This is a genomic window from Chitinimonas sp. JJ19, from assembly GCF_036961565.1.
GTDB lineage: Bacteria > Pseudomonadota > Gammaproteobacteria > Burkholderiales > Chitinimonadaceae > Chitinimonas.
The window spans coordinates 54456-80927 of record NZ_JBAMDD010000005.1; the positions used below are offsets into that span (position 1 = coordinate 54456).

At 62.2% G+C, this 26472-nt stretch carries 26 protein-coding genes; 6 read left to right on the plus strand and 20 right to left on the minus strand.

The window, feature by feature from the left end:
* Window positions 1-378: a hypothetical protein gene (locus V7714_RS07815; protein ID WP_335709212.1), complete on the plus strand. Its 378-nt coding sequence runs from the start codon at window positions 1-3 to the stop codon at window positions 376-378.
* Here V7714_RS07815 and V7714_RS07820 read toward each other — a convergent pair.
* The 4 genes from V7714_RS07820 to V7714_RS07835 form a co-directional block, all read right to left on the minus strand.
* Window positions 375-2096 (minus strand): potassium channel family protein, encoded by a 1722-nt coding sequence (locus V7714_RS07820; RefSeq protein WP_335709213.1) that lies wholly within the window; start codon window positions 2094-2096, stop codon window positions 375-377. The two genes, V7714_RS07815 and V7714_RS07820, sit on opposite strands and share 4 nt — an antisense overlap.
* A 4-nt stretch (window positions 2097-2100) precedes the next feature.
* Window positions 2101-2484 (minus strand): DUF6394 family protein, encoded by a 384-nt coding sequence (locus V7714_RS07825; protein WP_290333510.1) that lies wholly within the window; start codon window positions 2482-2484, stop codon window positions 2101-2103.
* Window positions 2485-2575: 91 nt separating this feature from the next.
* Complete coding sequence (locus tag V7714_RS07830) at window positions 2576-3313, minus strand: pseudouridine synthase (protein WP_335709214.1); 738 nt, start codon at window positions 3311-3313, stop codon at window positions 2576-2578.
* 143 nt (window positions 3314-3456) lie between these two features.
* On the minus strand, window positions 3457-3864 hold the full coding sequence (locus V7714_RS07835; protein ID WP_335709215.1) for a glycine zipper domain-containing protein: 408 nt from the start codon (window positions 3862-3864) through the stop codon (window positions 3457-3459).
* A gap of 277 nt (window positions 3865-4141) precedes the next feature.
* On the opposite strand from V7714_RS07835, the gene V7714_RS07840 reads away from it, so the two are divergent.
* On the plus strand, window positions 4142-4567 hold the full coding sequence (locus V7714_RS07840; RefSeq protein ID WP_284195154.1) for an organic hydroperoxide resistance protein: 426 nt from the start codon (window positions 4142-4144) through the stop codon (window positions 4565-4567).
* 128 nt (window positions 4568-4695) lie between these two features.
* A complete protein-coding gene (locus V7714_RS07845) occupies window positions 4696-5133 on the plus strand; it encodes a MarR family winged helix-turn-helix transcriptional regulator (protein WP_335709216.1) in 438 nt (145 codons plus the stop codon).
* 167 nt (window positions 5134-5300) lie between these two features.
* On the opposite strand, the gene V7714_RS07850 is transcribed toward V7714_RS07845, so the two are convergent.
* The gene (locus V7714_RS07850) at window positions 5301-6278 is read right to left on the minus strand and encodes a lipin/Ned1/Smp2 family protein (RefSeq protein ID WP_335709217.1); all 978 of its coding nucleotides are present in this window, start codon (window positions 6276-6278) and stop codon (window positions 5301-5303) included.
* Window positions 6279-6997: 719 nt separating this feature from the next.
* Between V7714_RS07850 and V7714_RS07855 the strand changes: the two genes are divergently transcribed.
* Window positions 6998-9208, plus strand: a complete 2211-nt coding sequence (locus V7714_RS07855) for an OsmC domain/YcaO domain-containing protein (protein ID WP_335709218.1) — start codon at window positions 6998-7000, stop codon at window positions 9206-9208.
* Window positions 9209-9236: 28 nt separating this feature from the next.
* Here V7714_RS07855 and V7714_RS07860 read toward each other — a convergent pair whose 3' ends face one another.
* The 4 genes from V7714_RS07860 to V7714_RS07875 all read right to left on the minus strand — a co-directional run bounded on the left by V7714_RS07860 (window position 9237) and on the right by V7714_RS07875 (window position 13755).
* A complete protein-coding gene (locus V7714_RS07860; RefSeq protein ID WP_335709219.1) occupies window positions 9237-10238 on the minus strand; it encodes a lipin/Ned1/Smp2 family protein in 1002 nt (333 codons plus the stop codon).
* Between the two features lie 11 nt (window positions 10239-10249).
* Complete coding sequence (glnT, locus tag V7714_RS07865; protein ID WP_335709220.1) at window positions 10250-11611, minus strand: type III glutamate--ammonia ligase; 1362 nt, start codon at window positions 11609-11611, stop codon at window positions 10250-10252.
* Window positions 11612-11694: 83 nt separating this feature from the next.
* Window positions 11695-12489 (minus strand): MipA/OmpV family protein, encoded by a 795-nt coding sequence (locus V7714_RS07870; protein WP_335709221.1) that lies wholly within the window; start codon window positions 12487-12489, stop codon window positions 11695-11697.
* Between the two features lie 36 nt (window positions 12490-12525).
* Entirely contained in the window at window positions 12526-13755 is a 1230-nt protein-coding gene (locus V7714_RS07875) for a winged helix-turn-helix domain-containing protein (RefSeq protein WP_335709222.1), read from the minus strand.
* A 229-nt stretch (window positions 13756-13984) separates the two neighbouring features.
* On the opposite strand from V7714_RS07875, the gene V7714_RS07880 reads away from it, so the two are divergent.
* Window positions 13985-16186, plus strand: coding sequence for a YgiQ family radical SAM protein (locus tag V7714_RS07880; RefSeq protein WP_335709223.1), 2202 nt, complete (start codon window positions 13985-13987; stop codon window positions 16184-16186).
* A 99-nt stretch (window positions 16187-16285) separates the two neighbouring features.
* Here V7714_RS07880 and V7714_RS07885 read toward each other — a convergent pair whose 3' ends face one another.
* Complete coding sequence (locus tag V7714_RS07885) at window positions 16286-17320, minus strand: hypothetical protein (RefSeq protein ID WP_335709224.1); 1035 nt, start codon at window positions 17318-17320, stop codon at window positions 16286-16288.
* Window positions 17321-17634: 314 nt separating this feature from the next.
* The gene (locus V7714_RS07890) at window positions 17635-18018 is read right to left on the minus strand and encodes a hypothetical protein (RefSeq protein ID WP_335709225.1); all 384 of its coding nucleotides are present in this window, start codon (window positions 18016-18018) and stop codon (window positions 17635-17637) included.
* 354 nt (window positions 18019-18372) lie between these two features.
* On the opposite strand from V7714_RS07890, the gene V7714_RS07895 reads away from it, so the two are divergent.
* The gene (locus V7714_RS07895) at window positions 18373-18921 is read left to right on the plus strand and encodes a YaeQ family protein (protein WP_335709226.1); all 549 of its coding nucleotides are present in this window, start codon (window positions 18373-18375) and stop codon (window positions 18919-18921) included.
* 40 nt (window positions 18922-18961) lie between these two features.
* On the opposite strand, the gene V7714_RS07900 is transcribed toward V7714_RS07895, so the two are convergent.
* From V7714_RS07900 to V7714_RS07940, 9 genes are all read right to left on the minus strand, one after another.
* On the minus strand, window positions 18962-19759 hold the full coding sequence (locus V7714_RS07900; RefSeq protein WP_335709227.1) for a transporter substrate-binding domain-containing protein: 798 nt from the start codon (window positions 19757-19759) through the stop codon (window positions 18962-18964).
* 138 nt (window positions 19760-19897) lie between these two features.
* Window positions 19898-20854, minus strand: coding sequence for an FAD:protein FMN transferase (locus V7714_RS07905; RefSeq protein ID WP_335709228.1), 957 nt, complete (start codon window positions 20852-20854; stop codon window positions 19898-19900).
* The gene (locus V7714_RS07910; RefSeq protein WP_335709229.1) at window positions 20847-21977 is read right to left on the minus strand and encodes a DUF3570 domain-containing protein; all 1131 of its coding nucleotides are present in this window, start codon (window positions 21975-21977) and stop codon (window positions 20847-20849) included. The genes V7714_RS07905 and V7714_RS07910 overlap by 8 nt, the downstream gene beginning before the upstream one ends.
* The gene (locus V7714_RS07915) at window positions 21968-22171 is read right to left on the minus strand and encodes a DUF4266 domain-containing protein (RefSeq protein WP_284195169.1); all 204 of its coding nucleotides are present in this window, start codon (window positions 22169-22171) and stop codon (window positions 21968-21970) included. The genes V7714_RS07910 and V7714_RS07915 overlap by 10 nt, the downstream gene beginning before the upstream one ends.
* A gap of 9 nt (window positions 22172-22180) precedes the next feature.
* Complete coding sequence (locus tag V7714_RS07920; RefSeq protein WP_335709230.1) at window positions 22181-22648, minus strand: TlpA family protein disulfide reductase; 468 nt, start codon at window positions 22646-22648, stop codon at window positions 22181-22183.
* Between the two features lie 25 nt (window positions 22649-22673).
* Window positions 22674-23195, minus strand: coding sequence for a c-type cytochrome (locus tag V7714_RS07925; RefSeq protein WP_335709231.1), 522 nt, complete (start codon window positions 23193-23195; stop codon window positions 22674-22676).
* Window positions 23196-23261: 66 nt separating this feature from the next.
* A complete protein-coding gene (locus V7714_RS07930) occupies window positions 23262-23801 on the minus strand; it encodes a cyclic nucleotide-binding domain-containing protein (RefSeq protein ID WP_335709232.1) in 540 nt (179 codons plus the stop codon).
* A gap of 152 nt (window positions 23802-23953) precedes the next feature.
* Window positions 23954-24289 (minus strand): nuclear transport factor 2 family protein, encoded by a 336-nt coding sequence (locus V7714_RS07935; protein ID WP_335709233.1) that lies wholly within the window; start codon window positions 24287-24289, stop codon window positions 23954-23956.
* Window positions 24289-26346, minus strand: a complete 2058-nt coding sequence (locus tag V7714_RS07940; RefSeq protein WP_335709234.1) for a M3 family metallopeptidase — start codon at window positions 26344-26346, stop codon at window positions 24289-24291. The genes V7714_RS07935 and V7714_RS07940 overlap by 1 nt, the downstream gene beginning before the upstream one ends.
* Window positions 26347-26472 lie beyond the last annotated feature (126 nt).

Here is a 26472-nt window from a genome sequence, read left to right on the forward strand (position 1 = left end):
ATGACACAAGCCCAGGTTGTTGGCCACGACCTCGTGGCAAAGCGGGTACGCAATCGCCAGATGGACTGCCTCGAGTTGTGGTGTGGCTACCCTAGCCACCAGTCCGGCTTTGATATCAACGGCCTGGTCAATATCTGGGACGACTGGGTCGACGAAACTATCTGGCAGAACGCAGGCGACAGCTCTTGCTATACGCCCGAAGAATGGGCTCTGCTCCAACAAACCCACATGGCAATCGAGGATTTCTGCAAGGTCACCCCACGCAATAATATCAACCAGCCAGCAGCAACAGCACAGCCTGAATGGGCAAGGCTGATTGCCAGCGCTCAAGCTGCTTTGCAGGCATTCCAAAAACGCGGTTACCTGACCGAGGACTAATCGTCGCCATTTGCCATAGTCTGGCTACGGCGTGCCGCCCACCAGCGAAACAGCCAACTCTGCGGCTGCACCACCCCGGTACGGACGTAATCAATCAGCCGGTACTGGTTGATCACCGCCTCCTGCGCACGATGGGCCTCGCTCCGGCCTATGAACAGGATGCGGGCGTCGAACATCAGCGGGGTCTCGGGCGGCGGCAGCAGGACTTCCTCGCCGCCCTGTATCAGCAACAGGGGCAGGCAGGGCAGTTGCAAGGTGTGTTCCTGCGGGTCCAGCAGCAGATGCCGCAACACCAGCCTGGGCTGCGGGTTAAGCAGCAGCGCGTAGCAGGCTGCCTGGTTCTGCCCGTTCAAGGTCAGCACCCAGCTCTCTGGCACCCGATCACCGCACAACGCCTCCATCTCGCGTAGCACAGCACCCGCCCAGACTTCGCTACGGGTCTGGATCAGCTCAAGAAAGCGCGCCAGGGTGGGCGACACCATGGCGCGCAGGCATTCCTGCGCCACCACTTCGCTGCGCACCGCCGTGGCATCGGGCTTGAATGCCTCGAACAACACCCTGTTGGATGAAGCATTCTGGCGCGCCACCACAAACAGCGAGGGACGTATCTGCCTGGCGGTGGCGACCGCAGACAGGTTGTTGGCATCGTGATCGGTGCAGGCCACCACGCCCACCGCCTGCTCCAGCCCTGCCAGGGTCAGGGTATGGGCATCCACGCCCAGGCCCACCACATACTGCCCCGCCTGCAGATCGGCCGGGATGCTCAGATCGATCACGGTAACGCTGGACCCCTCGGCCAGCAAGGCGGCACGGATGGCATGGCCCATGCGGCCGTAGCCCACCACCACCCAATGACCACGCGGTGGTTGGCTCAGCGGCGGCAGGGGGTCGCCAGCAAAGGCCGACAGCACGCTCCACAGGCGGCTGGCCTGGGGTGCATGCAGCGCCATGCGAAAGCGCCGGCCCACCGCCTCGAACATATTGACCACGTGGTTGGCACCAAAGCTGGCCATGTTCTCGGCCACCGCCTGGCTCTTGGCCCGGCATACCGACAATAGCTGTGGCCTGAGCACATAGGCGGCAATGGCAATGGCCAGGTTGACCTCCTCGTCTCCCGTCAGTGCCAGCACACCCTTGCAGTGCGGGTTCAGTATGCCGGCCGTCTGCAGCATCTGCGGGTTGCCGGCATCACCTGAGTAGGCAGGCACGTCAAAGCGATAGTCGGCAAGCATCACATCGGTCACCCGCTCTTCGCGCGGTTCCAGCACCACGAAACGGATACCGCGCTCTTCCAGCACCTGGCACAGCCGCCGGCCGGTCTGGCCGTAGCCGCAAACGATATAGAAGGGCTCGCCCAGCCGCCGCACAGCGCCGCTGAATCGCGCCAGCAGCACCGCCTGCTGGAAGCGCTTGTCCTGCAGGATGGAAAACAAAGTCCCCAGGCCATAGGCCCAGCCGATCACGCTCAGGTAGATGCAGACCACTACCCACATGCGCTGCAGGTAGGTAAAGGGAAAGGGCACCTCGCCAAAGCCGATGGTGGTGGCGGTATAGCTGATGAAATAAAAGGCATGGAAGAAATCCATGCTGTAAGGCTGGCCATTGCCATCCTCGCCTGGTATCAGCACCAGGCCCAATACCGAAATCGCGTAGATCAGGATCAGGGTAATCAGCGGCGCCCGCATGCGCCGCAATACCAGAAAGAAGATATTCGGCATGCCGCTAGCGCCGTAGCTGCAAGGTTTCGCCTATCAGCAACACCACCGACACCAGGTTGGCCATCAGCGCACCACCCGAGAAGGAAACCACGCTGGACATGACCCCTGGCGTCATGCCATGGCCGGAAACATACACGGCGTAACCCCAGATGCAGGCGGCGGCGATCAACTGCAAGTCGGCCACCAGGCTGGTGGCCAGGTGGACTGCCCCTACCTGGGTACGGTCGCCGAACTTGAGCACGGTGGCGATCAGGTTGACCACAATGGCGGCAAACAGCTCGAATACATCATGCTGGTGCGGGACATCGATTTCGCCCACAAAAAAACCGAAGTTCAGGGTAAAGGCAAAAACGATGAAGAAACCGAAGATGACTTTTTCCAGATTCATGGGGATGGCACTCGCGTCACGATGTCGATCTGGATTGTAGAGCCTGCCCCGGCCGACCGCGCGAAATCTGCAGCGGCGCCCGGCCTTTGCGCTAATACGACTGAATCAAGGCCAGGCCGTCAGCATCCAGCTCACACCACTCACCCTCGGCTAGCTGTTGCAAGGGCGGCGCGTCCAGCCGCAATCCCCCCATGGCCACACGGTGCAGGGCCACCACCCGGTTGCCGGCAGCCGCCACCATGCGCTTGACCTGATGGTATTTGCCCTGGTCCAGGGTCAGCAGCAGCTGGTGTTCATCCAGCAGGCTGCAGGCTCGTGCAGCCAGTGGTGCTGGCTCGTCATGCAACTGCACGCCTGCCAGCAAGGCCGCCACCAGCGAGGTATCGGCCGCATGCTTGAGGCTGACCTGGTAGGTCTTGGGTACGTGCCGCTTGGGCGAAGCCAGCGCATGGTTGTAGGGACCGTCATCGGTCAGCAGCAGCAGGCCGGTGGTGTCGGCATCCAGCCGGCCTATGGGCTGGACTCCCCGCGCAAGGAAATGCGCGGGCAGCAGGCTGAACACCGAGGCATGGTGCTGCGGCGTGCGCGAGCACTCGTAGTTGGCCGGCTTGTAAAGCGCCAGATAGAGCCGTTCACGATAGGGCCAGGGCTGCTCGTCCACCGTCAGCAGCAGGCCATCGGTAGCAAAGCTGGCATCGGGCTGGTGGCAGGGCTGGCCGTTGACGGCCACGCGGCCGGCCTGCACCAGGGCGCGGGCCGTCTTACGGCTGCCAAAGCCTTGCGATTGCAGGATGCGTTCCAGCGGTTGGGGGCGATTCGATACGGGCATGGCGGGACCAGAAACAAAGAAGCCCCGCCGCAAGCGGCGGGGCCGAGCCCGCATGATACCGGGCTCTGCTGATGTTTGTGTCCTTGTGGCGCCGCCCGAGTTTAGGCGCTGGAAGAAGACAAACTCAGCTTAAGCGGTCTGGCTCAACGACCGTGGTGGCCGTGATGATGGCCGTGGCCGTGCCGGCGATGGTGCTTCCAATGCTTGCCATGGCCACGGTGGCGCTCTACCGGCACATAGACCACCTGTTGCACGGGGCGGTACACCACGCGGGGCTCGTCGTAGTAGCGGACCGGGTAGACCTTGCGGTACTCAGTACGATGCACCACCACTTCGCGGCGATCTGAGCGGTGTGCCACGGCGGCCCCCACGGCGCCACCCAGTGCAGCGCCGACGATGGCGCCATTGCGGCCGTCCAGCTCGTAACCGATGGCCGATCCGGCTGCGCCACCCAGGGCACCGCCGACGATCACGCGGGAAGAGTTGTCAGCCAGCGCAGCGGTGCCACTCAAAGCCACAGCCAGTATCAGGATGGAAATCGGTTTGAACATGATCTTGCCTCCGTTGATGCAGCCGCAGTGGCTGCCTGTGAAGCGCAGTTTGCTGCCACGGCGCTGAATCCTTCCTGAACGTACGGTTTGGCAGTTTTCACCGTGCACGCGCCAGACAGGCGCGATCCCTCCCCCGCGCCGTGGTCACAAGACAGGCTGTACCCCATGGCTATCGACGTGATAGTTACAATTAAATTGTGTGCAATTTAATTGCTGGCTATATTTCGTCTCACCAGGCGGCACCCAGTGCCATCGATAACCCAGCAAGGAAAACACCATGTCCGTACAAGTGCTCTATACCGCCCAAGCCACTGCCACCGGCGGCCGTGAAGGCCAGATCGAATCGTCCGACGGCGTACTGCAGGCCAAACTGGCCCTGCCCCGTGAAATGGGCGGCCCCGGCGGTGCGGCCACCAATCCCGAGCAACTGTTTGCTGCCGGCTATGCGGCTTGCTTCGAAGGTGCCGTCCGCTTCGTGGCCCGCCAAAAAGGCATCAAGATCGAACAGGCTTCGGTCACGGCCCAGGTTGGCGTCGGCCCTCGTGCCGCCGGCGGCTTTGGCATCACCGCCGCCCTGACGGTATCGCTGCCCGGCCTCGATCGTGCCGTGGCCACCGAACTGGCCGAGATTGCCCACCGCGACATCTGCCCCTACTCGCATGCCACCCGTGGCAATGTGGATGTGCAGATCACCGTAGCCTGATGCACTGATGCCCAACCGGGCATCGCCACAGAATGGCGGCCCGGCTTGGCACCAAGGCGATAGAATCACAGGCAGTGGGATAGGCCGGTACCATGCCGGCCTGCCGCCATTGCCAACGAGTACACATCATGACCGCGCAACCCGATTGGCTCAGGCTGGATGCCCAGCTCTGCTTCCGCCTCTACGCTGCCTCCCGCACCGTCACCCGCTGCTACCAGCCGCTGCTGGCCGAGCTGGGGCTGACCTATCCTCAGTATCTGGCCATGCTGGTGCTGTGGGAGCGTGACGACCTGACGGTCAAGGCACTGGGCCAACGTCTGCTGCTGGACTCGGGCACCCTCACCCCGCTGCTCAAGCGGCTGGAGCAAGGCGGGCTGATACGGCGCGAGCGGCGGGCCGAGAATGAACGCGAAGTCCGCATCATGCTGACCCCTGCCGGCCAGGCACTGCGGCAGCAGGCCGAAAGCATCCCCCCCGCCCTGCTGGCCGCCACCGGGCTGAGCCTGGATGAGGCACAGCAAATCAACGCCTTGCTGGACAGGCTGCTGGTGCAGGCCGAGCTTTAAGCGACAACTAGCACCATCGACGATAGCAAGGACAGCACCCCGCATTTTGCGGTTAGCGTGATATCCCCATGCTCGCGTATGCAAACTTGGGCAGATAGATGGTGTATGCAGCCATCACGGGCACAGGCCAGCCAAGCGGGCCCGTTCCCGTGCATCACCCCGCCAGCTTAGCGCCTGCAGGCCGCCGGCGGCGTTGCCGCCACCACACTGCTGTAGTGATAGCTGTAGTCTGCCCCAACGCTGCGGGTCCCCTCCTTGCCGGCATGCTGGCCTATGATCCAGGTTTCGGCCTTGGCTATGCCGCCGTTGGCATAAGCCGCAATATCAGTGGTGGCATTGCCATAGGCGCGGACGATGTTGAGGCCGACTGTCTCGCGCAGGTAGCGCACGTAGTTGGTCTTGTGTTCCTCGGTATTGGGCGGGATGGGGCCGTCGCCATAGGGGTTGCTGCGATAGTGCCAGCCCAGCAGGTTTTGCTTGCCGAACCATTCGCGGGCATCGCGCGTCACCCAGTAGGGTCGGGCGGTCAGATAGATAATCTGGTAGCCCTTCTGCTGATAGGCCCGCACGGTCTCCGGGGCGTAGTAATAGGCAGCGGCCGTCTTCAGGCCGGCGTAGTCGGCATAGGCCTCGAAATCGTTGATGGTGAGGGTGCCATCGATATCGAACAGCACGGTGTCGCGGCCCGGCTCGACCACGCTCAGGTAGCCTTCCACGGCAGACCCATCGCCCTCCACCACCATGCGTACCTTGTATTCACCGGCCGGCCGTGGGCCCAGGGTAACGAAGATCTTGCCGTCGCTATTGGTCATTTGGCTACCCAGGTATTCCCAGGCGGCCATGCCGGTACCATAGAGGTAGACATGCACGCGCTCGTCTTCGAGATCCTTGTGCAGTACGGCGTCGTAATCGAACTTGCCCACCAGGGTGGCGGACTGTCCTTGTGCCACCAGCGTGTCATGCACCATGTGCCAGGGCTGGTAAAGCCCCGACAGTATCTTGCTGCCCAGGTGGCGGAAACTCTTCTTGGCCGGCTTGGGCGCGGCAGGCGCCTGCTGCGGTGTGGTGTAGTCGGGGCAGGCGGCCTGGGCGGTGAGGCTACCCGCCAGGGCCAGGGCTATGGCCAGCGATATGCGGCGTGTCATCGATGTGTCTCCGTTTGTATTTGAATGTCTCACCCTTGCGGTGAAGCAGGTGAGTGTGGAGAAGATAGATGACGCTAGCATGAAAGCAAGCGCTTGAATACAGGCAGCACGAAAATCGGGCACCCAGAAATCTCAACTGCCGGGCAGCACAAGGTGCGCGCAAGCAAACGCAACGCCACACACCGTTGATATACAAAAAGAATTTCTCTATCCGCAACGCTGTACAGCAAGGAGAATGCGGCTTCTGGCTGTGCCCAAAAGCCACACTGCATGCCACCTCTGGCCCTACCGCCGGGTGATACCGCAAGTGCAATCCACGCCGAATCACAGTACCATGAAAAAATACGGGCTAGTTACGCCCCAGTTTCTTATGCATATCGAATGTCTAGCGCCGTCCGTGGACTCAAGCCATGGATGAGTGGTGACAGACTGGGCAGGCATCAGGAAGACACCGGCGCTGGACAGCAGCGTAGCCTGGATCAGTAGGCTCTCCCTCGATCAAGGTCCCGCCCTCGAAAGGGCAGCTCACTAAAGCCAGTCTTCACCTGCATGGGCTTCGGCTTTGCAACGAATCAAGTTCACAACAGGCTCTCCCCCGTCACTTGGCCTTGGGGACACCTGGCCTCAATGAAATGCACGCCGTGCCCATCAGCGTTCCAGCTGCTGTCGTGGGCAGGCAGTAGCAGTGGGGCTTGGCGGCGCTATTTTGGAGTTCTCTCATGGAAATTAAGGTCAACTTTCTCGACAAGCTTCGCCTTGAAGCCAAATTCGATGATTTCACGGTGGTGGCCGATCAGCCCATACGCTACAAGGGCGATGGCTCGGCGCCGGGCCCGTTCGACTACTTCCTGGCCTCTTCGGCTTTGTGCGCTGCTTACTTCGTCAAGCTGTATTGCGTCACCCGCAATATCTCTACCGAAAACATCCGCCTGTCACAGAACAACATTGTTGATCCGGAGAACCGCTACCAACAGATTTTCAAGATACAGGTCGAGTTGCCGGAAGATATCTCCGCCAAAGACCGCCAGGGTATCTTGCGATCGATTGAACGCTGCACGGTAAAAAAAGTCGTGCAAGCGGGGCCAGAGTTCGTGATTGAAGAGGTAGACAATCTCGATGCCAATGCCCAGGCGCTGTTGATGCCCAACTCGGCTTCCGAAGCGCGCACTTATATCGCGGGCAAGGATCTGCCCTTGGAACAGACCATTGCCAATATGTCGGGCATTTTGGCTGGCCTGGGCATGAAGATAGAAATCGCCTCCTGGCGCAATATCGTTCCCGGCGTCTGGTCACTGCATATACGCGATGCGCACTCGCCCATGTGCTTTACCAATGGCAAGGGCTCAAGCAAGGACAGCGCACTGGCATCGGCCTTGGGCGAGTTTATTGAGCGGCTGAATTGCAATCACTTCTATGCCAGCAGCTTTCTGGGCCAGGACATCGCCAACGCCCCCTTCGTGCATTACCCGAACGAGCGCTGGTTCAAGCCTGGCCCTAAGGATGCCTTACCGGCCGATATCCTCGATGAGCACTGCCTGGCGGTCTACAACCCCGATGGCGAGCTACTTGGCACGCATCTGTACGACACCAACTCTGGCAATGTGCAACGCGGTATCTGCTCCCTGCCCTTTGTGCGCCAGTCTGATGGCGTGGTGGTGTACTTCCCCTCCAACTTGGTGGAGAACCTGTACGGCAGCAATGGCATGAGCGCTGGCAATACCCTGGCCGAGGCGCAGGTGCAGTGCCTGTCGGAAATCTTCGAACGGGCGGTCAAGCGCGAGATTCTGGAAGGCGAAATTGCACTGCCCGATGTGCCGCAAGCGGTGCTGGCGAAATACCCCGGCATCGTGGCGGGCATACAGGGCCTGGAAGAACAGGGGTTTCCGGTGTTGGTGAAGGATGCCTCGCTGGGCGGGGTGTATCCCGTGATGTGCGTCACCTTGATGAACCCGCGTACCGGCGGCGTGTTTGCTTCGTTCGGCGCGCATCCCAGCCTGGAGGTCGCGCTGGAGCGCAGCCTGACCGAGCTGCTGCAGGGGCGCAGCTTTGAAGGCCTGAACGACCTGCCCCAGCCCACCTTCGAAAGCCAGGCGGTAACTGAGCCGAACAACTTTGTGGAACACTTCATTGATTCCAGTGGCGTGGTGTCATGGCGCTTTTTCAGTGCCAAGGCCGATTACGCCTTTGTGGAGTGGGATTTTTCCGGCCAGGGTGACAATTCCAATACCGAGGAAGCCGCAACCCTGTTCGGCATACTCGAAGACCTGGGCCAGGAAGTGTATATGGCGGTGTACGAGCATCTGGGTGCGACAGCCTGCCGCATCCTGGTGCCGGGCTATTCGGAAGTTTTTCCGATAGAGGACCTGGTCTGGGACAACACCAACAAGGCGCTACTGTTCCGCAACGATGTGCTGAACCTGCACAAGCTGGATGATGCCAGCCTGGCCGCCCTGCTGGAGCGCCTGGAAAATAACGAGCTGGATGAATACGGCGATATCGCCACCTTGATCGGCATCGAGTTCGACGAGAATACGGCCTGGGGCCAGTTGACCGTGCTGGAGCTGAAGCTGCTGATACACCTTGCCTTGCAACAGTTTGAGGAGGCGCAGGAACTGGTGAGCGCCTTCCTGCAATACAACGACAACACGGTCGAGCGCGGTTTGTTCTACCAGGCACTCAATGTTGTGCTGGAGGTGCTGCTGGACGATGAGCTGGAGCTGGACGACTACGTGGTAAATTTCCGCCGCATGTTTGGCGCCGCGCGCATGGACGCAGCGCTGGGCTCAGTGGACGGCAGCGTACGCTTCTACGGCCTGACGCCGACGAGCATGCAACTGGAGGGCTTGGACCGACACCAGCGCCTGCTCGACAGCTACAAGAAACTGCACACGGCACGGGCCTGGGCGGCGACAAAAGCCGGCCAGGCTTAGTCGCGCACGGTAAAAATAAGGTCGCGCTTCACCGCTTGCAAGCTGCCAGCGGTGTCGCCGCCACCACCGTGCGATAGTGCGCCCGGTAGTCCTTGCCTACCACGCGGGTCTGCTCCTTGCCGGCGTGCGGGCCTATGATCCAGGTTTCTGCCTTGGGCAGCCCGGCGCTGGCATAGGCGGCAATATCGGTCAGGGCATTGCCGTAGGCCCGCACGATGTTCAGCCCCACCGTCTCGCGCAGGTAACGCACATAGTCGGCCTTATGCTGCTCGGTATTGGGCGGTATGGGGCCACTACTGTAGACATTGCTGCGGTAGTGCCCGTCGAGCAGGCCGTGGCTGGCAAACCAGCTACGGGCCTTGGGCGTCACCCAGTAGGGGCGCGCTGTCAGATAGATGATCTGGTAGCCCTTCTGCTGGTAGGCCTGCACGGTCTGGGGTGACTGGGCATAGGCCTCGGCCATGGCCAGCCCGGCGTAATCGGCATAGGCCTCGAAGTCGCTCAGCGTCAAGGTGCCATCCACATCGAACAGCACCGCCTCCCGCCCCGGCTCCACCACGCTGAGATTGCCCTCCGCCACCGAGCCGTCGCCCTCCACCACCATGCGTAAGCGGTATTCTCCTACCGGGCGTACACCCAGGTTGATCGAGACCTTGCCATCGTCGTCCGTCAGCCAGTCGCCCAGATACGCCCAGCTGGCCATGCCGCTGCCGTAGAGGTAGACATGCACGCGCTCGTCTTCCAGATCCTTGTGGAGCGCAGCGTCGTAGTCAAACTTGGCCACCACCGTAGCCGCTTGGCCCTGCGCCACCAGGCTGTCGTGCACCATATGCCAGGGGCGATACACGCTGGCCAGCACGCTGCTGCGCACATGGCGGAAACTCTGCTTGGCGGGCTGCGGCGCCGCTGGCGCAGACTGCAGGGCATCGTAATCGGGGCAGGCGGCCTGGACAGCCAGGCTGGTGGCCAGCAGCCATGCCACAGTCCTCGCTTGCTGGCCAGCCCGTCGGGCGTATTTGCTATACCGCATAGTGCCTTACCTCAAAAGAAATCGGCATAGCGCTTGCGCTCCCAGTCCGATACGTGGCGGGAATACTCCACCCACTCCATGCGCTTGATCCTGGCGAACTCGGCGACAAAATCGGCCCCCAGCGCCTCCAGCATGACCTGGTCCGCCTCCAGGGCAGCGACGGCCTCGCCCAGATTCTGCGGCACAGGGCGTATACCGGCACGTTCAAGCTGGCCTTCATCGTACTCATACAGATCGTCATCCACCTTGCGGCCCGGCTGCAGCTGCCGGCTGATGCCGTCCAGCCCGGCGGCAATCAGTGCGGCTGTCACCAAATAGGGATTGGCGCCGGCATCAGCCAGACGCCACTCTATGCGCCCCCCAGGACAGCGCGCCAGCACGGTGCGGTTGTCGCCATAGGCCACATAGGCTGGCGCCCAGGTGGCGCCTGACAGCGAGTTGCCGACCACCAGCCGCTTGTAGCTGTTGACCGTGGGCGCACAAATAGCGGTGAGCGCCGGGGCATGCTGCAGTATGCCGGCCAGGAAGTGATAACCCAGGGAGCTGAGACCATAGCCCTGAGGATCACTCGCATCCTCGAACAGGTTGCGGCCCGTCGCATCAGCAATCGAGAGATGGAAATGCAGGCCTGAGCCGGCCCTGTCGGCAAACGGTTTGGGCATGAAGCTGCACAGCATGCCCAACTGCTCGGCCACATGGCTGGCTGCCATCTTGAAGTAGATATAGCGATCGGCGCTGGTCAGCGCGTCCGAATAGACGTAGTTGATCTCGTACTGTCCCGGCGCGTCCTCGTGGTCTATCTGGTAGACGTCAGCGCCGACGGCAGCCATGGCCTCGGTCACCTGCTCGAGGAACACCCGGTTGGCCTCGCGCGACAGGCCCTTGTAGTCGTAGCTGGCCTTGTCCAGCACATCGAGCTCGTCAGCCGGCCGGTAGTCGCCATCGGCAGTTCGGCGCAGCAGGATGAACTCCGGCTCCAGCCCGGTGTTGAGGGTCCAGCCACGCACCGCCAACCTGGCCAGTTGCTGTTTGAGCAGCACCCGCGAACACAGCGGATGCGGCTGGCCGTGCACATGGCCGTCGCCTACCACCCGGGCATAACCAGGCTGCCAGGGCACCAGCGCCAGGGTATCGAGATCGGCCCGGGCATAGTAGTCACCGCCGTTGCGGGCGATGCCGGTTCCCCATATGGCATAGCCCGAAAACCCGGCCCCCGTATGGGTGATCATGTCCAGATGGCGGGCGGGCACCACCTTGGTCTTGGCCGCACCGTGGATATCCACGAACTGCGCCAGCAGGTATTTCACCTGGTGCTGCTGCAGCCACTGCTGCGCCTGGGCCAATGCGGCCTGCTTGCTTTCGTCCTTGGCCATATGCTGCTCGTGCGGGTGGGAATCCCGCATCCTAACCGGCCACCGGCCACTTGCAAATGTGCAGCGCAGCAGTCGACATAGGCTCAGTCGCGGCGATAGAAACGCCAGACCAGGGTGATGCCCGCGCTGACATTGTTATCCCGGCGCACCAGCGGGCTATCGGCAAATCGCGCGCCCGCCAGGTGATCGGTGCGTAGAAAGGCACCCAGCCAGTAGTCACCCAGGTCACGGCTGGCACTGAAGGTCAGCTGCGTACCACCGTAACCACCGCGCGCCTCATAGGCGGCCCGGCCCGGGTGGACATACTGCGGTGCAACCCCGTAAACATACTGGTGCAGATCGCGGTCACCCACCAGCACGCCGAGCGAGCCGCCCAGCTTCCAGGCTGCATCACCCTGCCCCACCTTCCAGTCGGCCGCCAGGCGGGGGTTGAACAGATTGCCGCGATGGCGGGTACGCCAGTCGTCAAAGCCTATAACCGCCCTTACCGGCAGTACCAGTTCGGTACGGACCGCCGCATCCGAATTGCTCAGGCGATAGCGCAGCGATGGGCCGACCTCCAGCATAGGGTCCAGCTCCGGCATGCCCAGCCGCGCCTGGTTGCGGTCTGCACGCACCGGTGGCGTAGCGCCAAAGCTGAGATCGAGCTCGGCCCGCTCACTCAGCGCCAGCTTGCCGCGCAAGCCGGTGCGTGACACCTCCAGGTGTTCACTGCGGTAGCTGATATAGGGCACCGGCAGCAGATAGGCGCGCTGCTCGTCGCTGCCACGGTAATCCGGCAGGCTGAGGGCGCTGGCACCGATGCCCAGCTCCAGTGTACCGGCCTGGGTGACCAGCGACAGCAGTGCGGCCGATAGGCCTGTGTAGATGCGTTTCATGGTGGTGTACTCGATGTTAGGCAGGGCAAAAGCGGGTCAGGCCGTGATGATGGGGGTACTCAAGGCTTCGGCCAAGCCCATGGGTGCCTCCTGCACCTGTACTCGGGGCGTACCGTGCCAGGCGGCGCACCGTTGCAAAGCCGTACCGATATCGCCCAGCAGGCGCTGGCTGATACGCACACCAGGCTCGATGAACAAAGCCTTGACCTCGAACACGCCCTCCTTGCGATGGGCCTTGGCATCCACCCTGCCCACCAGCCGCCCCCGGCTAAGCAGGGGCAACACAAAATAGCCATACTTGCGCTTGGCCGCTGGGGTATAGCACTCGATGCGGTAATCGAAGTCGAACAGCTCCGCCGCCCGCTTGCGATCCCATACCACCGGATCGAACGGCGACAGCAGTGTGGTGACCGTGGATTGCAAGCGCCCGGCAACGGCATCGTCAAGCAGGGGGGCAAGGCTATGGTGCACATAGGCATCCTGCCGGCTGTCCTCCAACCGCACCGGAATCAGCTCCCCTGCGTCGGCCAGGCCATGCAGTGCCTGCTCGTATTTGCCGCGCTTCAATCGGTAGTAGTCGGCCACCCAACCCGCCTTGACCACGCCCAATGCCTGGCAGCTGCGGCTGACCATACGCGCCTGCGCCACCTCCGGCGTGGGCAGGTCGCGGGCATCGTCCCAATCGGGCAGCACCCGTTCGGCCAGATCGTAGACCCGCTGAAAATTGTGCCGCTCTGCCACCATCAAGCGGCCCGCAGTGAACAACACCTCGAGGTGGCGCTTTTCCGGCTTCCAATCCCACCAGCCCGTACCCTTGCCGCTCACCTTGCGTTCGAAATCGGCCGAGCGCACTGGCCCTTGCGCCGCAATATGCGCCAACAGGGCTTCGATCTCGGCCTTGTGGGTCTCCATCCAGCGGACCGAGAATTTCCAGCCCATGCCGGCCGGATCCAGCATGCGGTGGCGCAGCAGGCCGTAATCCTCGGTCGGCACGAAGCAGGCCTCATGCGCCCAGTATTCGTACAGCCGGCCTTCGGCCAGCAGTTGTTCCAGCCAGGCCGGATCGTACTGCCCCAGCCGGCTGAACAGCACCAGATAGGGGCTGCGTGCCACCACATGGATGGTATCGATCTGCAGCAAGGCCATGCGCTGTATGGCCGCCAGCACATCCGCCTTGCTGGCCTTGCGCCGACTGGGCGTGAGCAGGCCCTGTGCTGCCAGATGCAGGTTGCGGGCGGCGGCGAGGGAAAGATGTAGGGTCGTCATGGCCCGTCAGGATACCCATAGGCAGAGAGAATGGGTACAGCTCAACAAACGCCAAGGGAGATACCGAAAGCGAGCGGCGTGAGGGGCGGTGCATCGGAATCAGCGAAGCGCCTCAGATTTTCGTTGCACGCCACCGGCAGACCTTATGTATGTCGATGAATATCAAAAAGATTTTCAGATAACAAGGCAAATCTGAGACAATACCCGATTGACCTTGCCCCACTCAGCCATGACTGTTACCGCAACACCCACCCCGCTCCATCAATACCCCAGCTACTGGGGCACGCAAGGCCGCATTGCGCCCTTCCTGCCCATGAGCCGGGCCGAGATGGATGAACTGGGCTGGGACGAATGCGACATCATTCTGATATCAGGCGATTGCTATATCGACCACCCCAGTTTCGGCATGGCGCTGATAGGGCGGCTGCTGGAGCAACAGGGCTTCCGGGTAGGGGTGATCGCCCAGCCGGACTGGCATTCGGCCGAGGCCTTCACGGCGCTGGGCAAGCCCAGGCTGTTCTTTGGTGTCACTGCCGGCAATATGGATTCGATGATCAACCGCTACACGGCCGACAAGAAACCGCGCTCGGACGACGCCTACACGCCGCACGGCGCACCGGACAAACGCCCGGATCGCGCCGTCACCATCTATTCGCAGCGCTGCCGCGAGGCCTACCCCGGCGTGCAGATCATGATAGGCGGCATCGAGGCCAGCCTGCGCCGCATTGCCCAGTATGACTACTGGAGCGACAAGGTACGTCAGTCCGCCCTGGTCTACGCCAAGGCCGACATCCTGCTCTACGGCAACGCCGAACGGGCCCTGGTCGAGATCGCCCAACGCGCAGGCCGAGGCGAGAAGCTGCGCGACATGCGTGATATACGCGGCACTGCCTTCATGGCGCCGCTGGGCTGGAAACCCGACGCCAGCTGGCGCGAGGAAGATTCCAGCACGGTAGATACCCCAGGCCGAGTGGACGCTCACATCGACCCCTATGCCATGGAGCCCGAACAGCCCAAGCAGATTGCCGGCGAAGTGCTGCCCGAGGGCACCCAGGCCATACGCATAGTCAGCAAATCCGAGCGGGTACGCGCCAAGCTGGAGGCCCGCCTCAAGACTGTCGTGCGCATCCCCGCCTACGAGGCTGTGGCCCACGACCCGGTACTCTACGCCCACGCCAGCCGGGTGCTGCACCTGGAATCCAACCCCGGCAACGCCCGCGCGCTGGTGCAGCAGCATGGTGAACGTGAGGTCTGGATCAATCCGCCCCCCATCCCCCTCACCACCCCGGAGATGGATCACGTCTACGGCCTCTACTATGCCCGCAACCCACATCCGGCCTATGGCAACGCCCATATCCCGGCGTGGGAGATGATACGGTTCTCAGTCAACATCATGCGCGGCTGCTTTGGTGGCTGTACCTTCTGCTCGATTACCGAGCATGAAGGCCGCATCATCCAGAGTCGCTCTGAAGAATCCATCCTGGCCGAGATCGAGGAAATCCGCGACAAGACCCGTGGCTTCAAGGGCCATATCACCGATATAGGCGGCCCCACCGCCAATATGTACCGGCTGGCCTGCAAGGACACCAAGATAGAATCGGCCTGCCGCCGCCTCAGCTGCGTCTACCCAGGCATCTGCGAGAACCTCAATACCGATCACGCACCGCTGATACAGCTCTATCGCAAGGCACGCGCGATACCGGGGGTAAAGAAGATCACCATCGGGTCCGGCCTGCGCTACGACATTGCCGTGCGCTCGCCCGAGTACATCAAGGAGCTGGTCACCCACCATGTCAGCGGCTATCTCAAGATCGCGCCCGAGCATACCGAGGAAGGTGCGCTGAGCAAGATGATGAAGCCGGGGGTGGATGCCTTCGAGCGCTTCCGCGAGCTGTTTGATCGCTTCAGCAAGCAGGCCGGCAAGGAGCAGTACCTGATCCCCTACTTTATCGCCGCCCACCCGGGCACCAGCGATGAGGACATGCTGAACCTGGCGCTATGGTTGAAGAAAAACAACTTCCGCCCAGACCAGGTGCAGGCCTTTACCCCCACGCCTATGGCCCTGGCCACCACCATGTGGCATACCCGCCGCAACCCGCTGAAGAAATTGAGCCGCAGCTCGGAAAAGGTCGATATTGTTCGCGATGCCTACCGCCGTAAGTTGCACAAGGCCTTTTTGCGCTACCACGATCCCAAGCACTGGCCCATTCTGCGCGAGGCCCTGAGCAATATGGGACGGGCCGATCTGATAGGCAATGGCAGCCAGCATCTGGTGCCCCACCCCACGGCCGAGGAGCGCCAGTTGCAGGCGCCTCGCGGCAATGCCCGTGGTGGTGGTGGTCCTGGCACGGTGGGCCGTATTGCGCCGCCACGGCAACCCAACCTGCGTGGCGGCAAGGGCAAGGCGCCCAGTAAGCCGCGAGGCCGATGATCTGACCTGCGCCAAAACAAAACGGGCTCATGAAAACATGAGCCCGTTTGCCATCATGCCTCCCAGCCGAGCCGGCTGTTCAGGCAACAGCGTCCGGCCTCAGCGCGCCAGGCACTGACCATTGACCGTGCAGGTCGCATTGAAGGCGGGGCCAGCCTTGCACACTACGCGATAGTGCTCGTCCAAGCCATCCTTGCCGACCAGCCAGGCGCCATCGCCCATACAGCCAGCCTCCTTGGCAATCTGCTCAACCTCGTATGACCATTTGCCCAAGGTCTGGCTGGCGGCAACCACCTGCACCGGCGCTGACACCACTTGCTCGACCACGACGGGCTTCAGCTGCACTTGCGGTGCAGCCGCCGGTACGGTTGCTGTCTTCACTTCAGCCTTGGCCACCGCCGCGGGTACGGCGGCAAGCGTCGCCACCGGGGTTACAGGGGCGACGGTTTGCAAGGCTGTCACGGCAACCTCATTGTCCATTTGCTCCAGCGCCAGGGTTGCTTGGCCGGTGAACTCTCTTTCCACTACACGCGCAGCACCACCCAAGGCGCCATAGAAGGCCTTGGTCAGGTTAGGGTAAGCTTCCGGTTGATCCCAAGGGCCGACAACCGGCGCAACCTGATCCACCGTGCTGTACCACTCCAGAGAGTTGTCCTTCAGATTAACCAGCTGCGCCTCTATCATGAACCTGGCACGCGGTTCCTCCAGCGGAATAAAGCCATAGTAGGCCCGCAGGGTGCCCGCTGCCGCCACGTTCAGGGTAATAATCTTGCTCGCCTGGTAGCGCTGCGCCAGCCCACGGAAATCCCGCCCAGCAAACCCGGTGCCCCTGCCCTTGTCCTTGAACTCGGGCAGTGAGGCAAAATCGAAGTCTTCTATCAACTGAACCTGGGCGAAGCCCTGTTCGGTAAGGTGGCTATTGAATTGCTGGCCAACGCGATTGAAGCGGGAAATGTCCAGACCTGCCAAGTGCTTATCCAGGCCACTGGCCATGGCGTTGTTGATGGCCACATCCAGCAGTCCCTGCGCCCCCACCTTCATGCTCATGGGCTTGGGCAACTTACCCACCACGATGGCAACCGTCTCTTGTTTCTGCGTCTTGAACTCAGGCTTCAAGGCGATCTGCGGCTGCACCGAAGCACACCCGCCTAAGGCCAACAAGGCAATTGCACCTAAACAAACTGCTAAATGCTTCAACATACTCCCCTTTGCATACTCATGCTCTGACAATCAAGACGTGGCCGGACAAGCCCGGCCAATCAAAGGGACGCATTATATATCAAGCACTTACATGCCATTAGCATATAGCAATGGTGCGGCTGCTGTCATGCCTTAGGGGTTATGTATCTCCAACTACACCTGCTGCTAGGGCTACGCCCGGCATCTAGTCCCAGGTGCTCACGGCAGGCGTACAGCATGTTGTACTAGAGCGGCAGCAAGCCCGACGCTCAATCCACCAGACACTGACCAGAAGCGGTACAGGTAGCCTGTAGCACGGCGCCCGTCTCGCACTGGATACGGTAGTACTGTTCACTGCTATCGCCGCCCGTCAGCCAGGCGCCGCTGCCCTTGCAGCCTTGGCTACGTGCCAGCTCTTCCACCTCGTAGGACCAAGTACCCAGCTTGGGCGCCGGAGCGGGTAGCGTGGCGGCCAGCTTGGTGCCGGGCAGGTAGACCGCCTCAGCGCGGAGCGGCGCCTGGGTCAGGGGCATGACCACCACGCCGGCCTCGGGCGTCGGCGCTGGCACAGCAGGTGCTGCTTCCACCGCCAGCGACAGCAGCATCCAGCCGGCCATCACCATGGCGCGACGCTTGTTTCCTGTTTTCAACATGATGTCATCCTTCTATGTACAGCCTCCTGCTTTACAGGATCTGCCGTATGAATGTGGCTGGCAGCAGGCTGCGGCCGAAAACCGAATAGTACCATGCCAATATCATTATTCCATAGGCATACACAACATAAGCATCTGATTGAATTAGCTTCTTCCATAGCAACCCGGTAACCGCGAGGCAGACAGGCACTGCAACCATGCCGTCGATGCGGCAGCAACCTGCCTTATGCATCCAGGTCCGCCCAGGCGGCTTGGCAACCGAACCGGCTGCACAAAATATCTGTGCCGGCTTTGCGACACCGGCGCCCACAAGGGCTAAACTCGCGCCTTTCTCAAATCGACTGCATACCTGCCATGGCACTCAAGGCCACCATACATAAAGCCGACATCTCCATCAGCGACATGGATCGCGGCTACTACGCCAACCACAGCCTGACCCTGGCCCAGCATCCCTCCGAAACACTGGAGCGGCTGATGCTACGCCTTGCTGTGTTTGTGCTGCACGCGAGCGAACGGCTGGCCTTTACCCGCGATATCGCCAGCGACAATGACGAACCCGCGCTGTGGCAGAAAAGCTATGCCGACGAGATCGAACTGTGGATAGACCTGGGTGAGCCGGACGAGCGCAGGCTGCGCCAGTCCTGCGGCCGTGCCGATCAGGTATGGGTCTACAGCTACGGGGGCCGCGCTGCCGATATCTGGTGGAAGGGCATGGAGAGCAAGCTGGGCCGGCTGGATAATCTCAGCGTGATCAGCATCAGCCCGGAAACCCTGGCGCAGTTGGCCGCCATGAATCAGCGTGGCATGCAGTTGCAGGCCACCCTGCAGGATGGCCAGCTGTGGCTGAGCGACGGCACGAATACCGTGCTGGTGGAGGGCGAGAAATTGAAGCAGATTGCCTGATAGGCCCAGCAAGGGCCTATCACTGCTCAAGCACCCGTGATCAGCTCTGTATCTTGAATATGCGCTGCAGCGGCGCGCTGGAGGTCGGGCCGAACCAGCGCTCGAAAATACGGGCCGCTTCGCCGCTGTCTTCCAGCTCGGACAGGGTATCGTTGATCACCCCAACCAGCCGCTTCTCGCCCTTAGCCACGGCCAGGCCATAGGCCTTGGTGGAGAGTGATACCGGGCTGATCTCATACTGCTGCTTGCCTGGCATGGCGAACAGCTTGGCGGCCAGGATGGGCTCGTCATAGGTAATGGCATCGATCTTGCCTTGCTGCAGGAAGCGAAAGGCTTCGTCCACATCGGTGAAGCTGATGATGGTGGTGCCGGCCAGTTCCTTCTTGGCCAGCTTCTCCGAGGTGGTGTCGCGGATGGCGCCCACCGACAGGGATTTGACGTCGTCCAGCGTCTGTATCTTGCGCAGCTTGGCCACGAACTTCTGGCCGGTCACAAAATAGCCGTAGCTGAAATTGACCTGCTTTTCCCGCTCGGCCGTCTTGGTATAGGCAGTCAGAATGTCGATCTTGTTGCTATTGAGTGCGTTGACACGCTCATCGGTGTCCAGCTCCAGGATCACCGGCTTGACGCCCAGCTTCTTGGCAATGGCAATGGCGAAATCCACATCGTAGCCAGAGAGCGTGCCATTCTTGTTCTTGATGCCAAATGGCGGGTCGATGACCACGCCTACCGTCAGCACGCCCTTGCTCTTGACCCGGTCAAGCACATCGGCCAATACCGTGGACGTCATCAACAAACCAGACAGGCAACCTAGCAGCAGGGTGCGGTTCAGGCGCATGGGAGAGTACTCCTTAAGATTTGGTGCAGTGCTCGCCGGCCCGCAATATCGCGGTAGCGCACGGCGCAGCAGCAGGTGATGGATGTCCCCAATAGAGGCGCTGTAGCGATAGTGTAGTACCCAAACAAGGTGGCCGTCTCAGCTTTGCGAGGCTGGCTGCGGCATACAGGGTACTTCGTGTTCATTCTGCCGCACCGGAAAACCATCATGCACGCTGCCATCGGCCGCCACGGCCAGATAGGGCTGGCCGCAGCGCCGCAACCAATCCAGGCCGCCTGCGGCATCGTGCAGCATGGCTACCGTGCTGACCGTACCCGCCAGCAGGCACCGTGCGGCCGTCACACTGACCGCCTGCCAGCCCTGCGAAGGATAGCCGGAATGTGGGTCCAGAATATGACAATAGCGCCGCCCTGCCACATCCATATAGCGCTCATAGTCGCCGCTGCTGGCCAGACCGCCCTCGCTTAACAGCACGGTTGCCAAGACCTGCTCAGGCGCACGCGGGTGTCGCAGGCCTATGCGCCAAGGCCTGCCACCGGCTTGCGGCCCCAACACCCGCAGATCGCCGCCCAGGTTGACCAGCCCCTGGCGCCAGCCCGCCGCCAGGCAAAGGTCGGCGGCGCTATCGACAGCATACTCCTTGCCAAAGCCACCAAAATCCAGCTCCATGCCGGCCTCGGGCAGGCGCACCCAGCCGGGGCCGCGCTCCACCCTGTCCCAGCCTATGCGCTGCAATGCCTGGGCCAGTTGCGCGTCGTCGGGTAGCTTGGTGCTGCGAAAATCCCACACCTGCCTGAGCACGCCCGAGGTGATATCGAATCGCCCGCCGCTTTGCAGCCAGGCTGCATGGGCATAGTCCAGCAGGCGTTCGGTCTCCAGGTCTATGGTCACCGGCTCGCCACCAGCACCGCCATTGATGCGCGCCACCACGCTGTCGGCGCGGTAACGCGAATACTTGGCCTCGATGCGGCGGACCTCGGCCATGGCCTGCTCGGCTATGTGGGCAGCGGCGGTAGCATCGCCCACCAACTGCAACTCGTTGTCACAGGCCATGGCCCGGAACACGAAGCGGTGGCAGGCGTCAGCTTCACTCAAAGCGATGGCCCAACCCCAGCGATAGCCAATTGGCCTTGAACGGCATCATTGCGGTGCTGCCCTGCCCGCCTGCATGCCAGTTGGCACGCTGCTGGTAGTGCTCGGCCAGCAGTGCTACGGTGGTCTGCGCGCTGTAACGCCAACTGGCCTTGAGGCCCACCGTGACGGCGCCCAGCGCGCCCAGCCGGCTATCGGCCGAATACAGCGTATTGAAGCGGGCAGGCGGAAAACGATCGCTGTAGAAGCAGGCAGCGCCCTGGCTGTGGTAACGCAGACTGGGCTGCAACAGCCAGCGCTCGCCTACGGGCTGGTACCAGCTAGTCTCCAGGCTATGCGCCCGGACACCCCAACTGTCGCGATAGTAGCGGTAGTCCAGATGCAAGGCGGCCTGCAGGGCAGGCAGGTAGTGCCGATAACGGGTCAGCCAGGCCAGCTGGTGGCGGCTGTCGGGCCGTCGGTCCAGCGCCTTGTAGGAGTCCGAAAAGTAACCATGGCCACGGCTATAGGTGAGATTGCTTTGCACGATGGCCACCGGCGACAGCACCTGTGTCAGCCCCAGCATGGCCTCCTTGCCATGACGCTGCTGCTGTATCAGCGGCCGGTCGGTGGCACTGATATGGTCGCTGCTGCTGCCCAGCCCTGCCACCAGGGTGGTGTTCTGGTCCTCGCTCAACCACTGCACATCCAAGCCAGCCCCACGTGAGCGGTAGTCGTCCTCGTCTGAATAGGCCAGCCCCAGGCCCAGCACCACCCTGTCGAAATAGTGGCTGAGCTTGGCATCGGCAGCGCGCCGGCTGTCGGCTATACCCTTGCCGGATGCGCCGCTGAGTGCATTGTGGAACTCCGGTGAAGCACCCGACATGGTCTCCACCGTGGCCGCCATCTCCAGGCCAAAACGCTCGCCCAGCGCAGTCCGCAGGTGTAGTTGCGGGGCATGCACCTGCATGCGATCACGCTGGGCATCGTAATCCTGATAGCTAAGGTAGCTCACCGTCACGCTGGTACCATCAGGTGGCGTCACCGCCTGCGCCGTGGCCGGCATCAGGGCCAGGGCGGCAGCCGCCAACAGGCCCAACGGATGGCTGTTGGCATCATCGGTCTGCGGGCTAGATGTCAGTTGCATCCACAGCCCCCCGTGCCCACACCCTGGCCGCCGCTGGCGGCTTCCTTGCTGGTGTAGATCTGCTTGTGCTGGCGTGCCGTCAGTGGATCGGGGTCAAACGCCATGATGGGCTTGGCCAGGTGGCCTTTCTCCCAGGGCTGCACAGTGGCGCAGCCGGCCAGCAGGGTCATGCTCAATAGCAGGCAGATACGCATGCAAGGTCCTCAGGGGGTTTGCAGCAGGGCTGCGATTTGGGCGTCGAGCTCGACGGCACTACTGGGGCGGAAACCAATATGGCGGCTACGAATGGCCCCCTGCCTATCGATCAGATAACTGCTGGGCATGGCCTTGACGCCCCACGTCTTGGCACTGGCGCCGGTGGCGTCGTACAGCACGCTGAAGCTGGCCGGATAGCGAGCCAGAAAAGCCGCGGCATCCTTGGCCTCTGCATCAAGATTGACGGCCAGCACCACCAGGCCGTCCTTGGCGTGCCGTTGCTGCAATTGATTCATCCAGGGAAAGGACTGACGGCAGGGCCCGCACCAGGAAGCCCAGAAATCCAGGTAGACCACCTTGCCACGCAAGTCCGCCAGATCGTGCTGGCGTCCCTGGACATCCAGCAGCCTGAGCATGGGTGCGGGCACACCCGTGTCGGCGGCGCGGGCTGGCACCCAGGCCAGGGTCAGCAGCAAGCAGGCCAGGCCCGCGAGCCCGTACTCAGTACCCCGCCGGCTCAGCCAGCAACATGAAGCTCTCCATACTGCCCAGATTGAGTGGATCGCCGGGCTGGCTGGGGTCATAGAAAAAAATGTCACGGTTCTGCGTGCCTACATAGACATTGGTGATCGGATAATACCGATAGTAGTAGCCCAGTGCGGTTCCAGCCACCGGCACACCGCTCAGCAGCTCGGGATAGGTCGCCTGCCCCCAGTCGAACAACCGGTCGGAATCCGTGGTGGTGGGCTTGGCAAGATACTTGGCAACGTCGCGCAATTCGCTGTCGGTGAAGGCGCCATTCAGAAAGCTCATCTGCGGCTGGATGTTGAAGGCATTGCGTATGGCGTTGGGATTGTCCGCCGCTATCATCACCTTGGGCCGTATCAGATTGTCGGGTGGTGTGCCATGGCACACGGCGCAGTTGCCCTCAAACACATGGCGGCCGTTATCCACGCTGGCTGCCAGCGTATCGGACTGCCACAGCACCAGCAGGGCCATTCCGCCCAGGAAAACGGTTTTCATGCCACACCTCCCATGCCTGCATGTCCATGCCGACACGGTAGACCTATCGGTGGCCGACCGGGTGTTTCAGCGACGAATGACGGTGCGCTGCTGGGGCAGCGCAAAGCCGCTGCCCTGCGCCTCATCGTCCACCGCCACCGCGGCAGGTGCCTTATCAGCCAGCAGCACGCTGACCAGGCTATTGGTCTCCCGCAGGCGGCCGGCCATCAGGGTGCCCACATTGCGGTAAAGCTTGGCCAGCAGCAAGGGTGGCAGCTTTACCACGTCCAGTCGGTCAAAACGCAGCAGGCGGCAGGGCTCGGTCGTGGTCACCGAAGCCGAGCGCTCGCCGAAATCCACCAGGGCCAGCTCACCAAACACATCGCCAGCCCGCAGTAGCGCCAGTTGCACCGGCTCAGCCTCGCCTGCCTTGCGGCTGACCTTGAGCCCGCCACTCATTACTGCATAGAGATGCCTGCCACGCTCACCCTGTTCTATCAGCACATAGCCGGCCGGCACCTCCTCCTGCCGGCAATGGCCCAGAAAGGTAGCCAGCTCGTCAGGCGTCAGCTCATGGAACAGCGGTACGGCAGCCAGCAGCTTGTGCAAGGGTGATTCAGCGTTCATGGTGTGTCCCGGCGGCAACCTATCCGCCCAGTGTAGTGCGCCGGCGCCAGACAAACCAAGGGCCGGTCTGCGCCGGCCCTTGGTTCATGCTTCAAGCGCAGTCGGCGTTGGTGCCGACTTTAGCCCCTTGATAGCTTACGCCCACAAAGTGCTCAGCGCATGAACCAGACCCGCTCTATACCCTGCGCCCCCACCTGGTAGATCACCACCAGTGAGGCATCACCCATGATGGGGTGACCGGTGATCTGCTCATGGTCGATGACGCGATTGCCCACCACCATGCGCTGGGTCACCACGGCATGCACGGTGGAACCCGGGAACAGGATGCGGCCATAGCGCTCGCGCAGGGCAGCCTTGCCCTCCAGCAGCGGCGTGGCGGGGAATTCATGCACCACCACATCATCTGCATAGAGGGCCAGGAAGCCCTCCAGGTCGAGCTGGTTGTAGCAATCGAGCTGCGCCTGGGCGTAATCGGCCGGTCGCATCATCAGATCAGGCCCCGCTTGGCCAGCATGGGCTCGACCTTGGGGTCGCGACCACGGAAGGCCCGGTAGGCGGCGGCAGGCTCCTGCTTGTTGCCGGCACTGTAGATATGGCGGTACAGCCGCTCTGCCGTCTCGGCATGGAAGGGGTCGCCGGCTTCGATAAAGGCGTCGTAGCCATCGGCATCCAGCACCTCGGCCCACATGTACACATAGTAGCCAGCGGCATAGCCGGGGCCGGCAAACAAGTGCTGGAAATGCGACAGATAGTGGCGCAGGCCGATGTCCTCGGGCACACCCAGCGCTGCACATTGCTCGGCCTCGAAGGCGGCGATGTCCACCTCGGTGCCGTTGGGCAGCGAATGCAGCGCCATGTCTATCAAGGCTGGCGCCACATACTGGATGGTGGCCCAAGCCTGGTTGAACTGGCGTGCCGCCTTGAGTTTCTGCAGCAGCGCGGCGGGAATGGCCTCGCCGGTCTGGTAGTGCCGGGCATGCTGCTTGAGCACGGACTCCTCGTCAGCCCAGTTCTCGAATATCTGCGAGGGCAGCTCAACAAAATCGCTCAGCACCTGGGTGCCGGCCAGATGCTCGTAGCGTACCTGCGACAGCAGGCCATGCAGGCCGTGGCCGAACTCATGGAACAGGGTGCGCAGGTCGTCCGCGCTCAGCAGCGTGGTGTCGGCCTTGGCAAAGTTGTTGTTGTTGATGACGATGGGCAGCGTCCCGCCAGCGATACCGCTCTGGCTGCGGAAGATGCTCATCCAGGCGCCACTGCGCTTGCTGGGCCGGGCGTAGTTGTCACCGATGAACAGGCCTATCAGCTGATCAGCGCGGTCGCGCACTTCCCACAGGCGGGCATCGGCGTGGTAAAGCGGGATGCCCTGCTGTTCCACGAAACGTACGCCGAACAATTTGCCGGCACAGTCGAACATGGCGGCAATCATGTTCTCCAGCGCAAAGTAGGGCTTGATCTCGGCATCGTCCAGATCGTAGCGCTGCTGCCTGACCTTCTCTGCCAGATAGCGCCAATCCCAGGCTGCGATCGGGGTCGGCTCGCCCAGCGAGCGGGCCATCTCGGTCAACGCCAGGCGATCCTGCTCGGCCTTGCGCTTGGCAGGCTCCCAGGCGCGGCTCAGCAGATCATGCACGGCGGCCGGCTTGCCGGCCATGCGGTCCACCAGCTCATAGTCGGCATAGCTGGCATAGCCATGCAGCGCAGCCTGCTCTTGGCGCAGCGCCATGATCTCGGCAGCCAGCGGGCGATTATCGTGTTCGCCAGCATGGGCGCCACGGGCCACCCGTTCGCGCCAGACTATCTCGCGCAGATCGCGGCGCGAGGAAAACGTCAGGAAGGGTTCTGCCAGTGAAGGCGACAGGGTGATGGCGTGGCTGCCTTCGGGCAGGCCCAGCTGGCGGGCTGCGCCCTGGGCAGATGCCAGCAGGAAGTCCGGCAGGCCTGCCAGATCAGCAGCATCCTTGAGCTGCAGCGAGAAACCGGCTTCGTCGGCCAGCACATTCTGGGTAAAGCGGGTGCACAGGCCGGCCAGCGCCTCCATCACCTCGCCATAGCGCTGGCGCTTGTCCTCCGGCAGTTTGGCGCCGGCACGGACGAAATCCAGGTGGATGCGCTCCAGCAGGCGCAGTTGCTCGCTATCCAGGCCCAATTCGGCGCGTTGGCCGTACAGCGCGTCTATGCGGCTGAACAACGCGGCATGCATGTAGATGGCGTTCTTATGCGCCGCGATACGCGGCGCCATGATCAGTTCCACCTCCTGCAAGGCCGGCGAGGTCTCGCTGGAGGCAAGATTGTCGAACAGCAGCTCTATGCGGGTGAGCAGACGGCCTGCAGCGTCGAAAGCCACCACCGTATTGTCGAAGCTGGCGGGCGCAGCCTGGCTGGCGATGGCATCCAGTTCGGCCAGGTGGGCCGGCATGGCCAGATCAAACGCCGGAATGAAATGTCCGGCATCGACCTGGTCGAACGGGGGCAGGCCATAGGGCGTATGCCAATCTTGCAGCAGCGGGTTGATGGCGAGGGTATCGCGCAGTGCGTCATTCATTGCGGCGGCTTCCGAGCTTGTCAGTAGCCCACCATTCTACTGTGCAGACCGACCACTCGCCCACTGCTGCGATAAAGGGCCCAAAGCCGCGACAGGCGGGATACGCAGCGCTTGTAGTATGCAAAT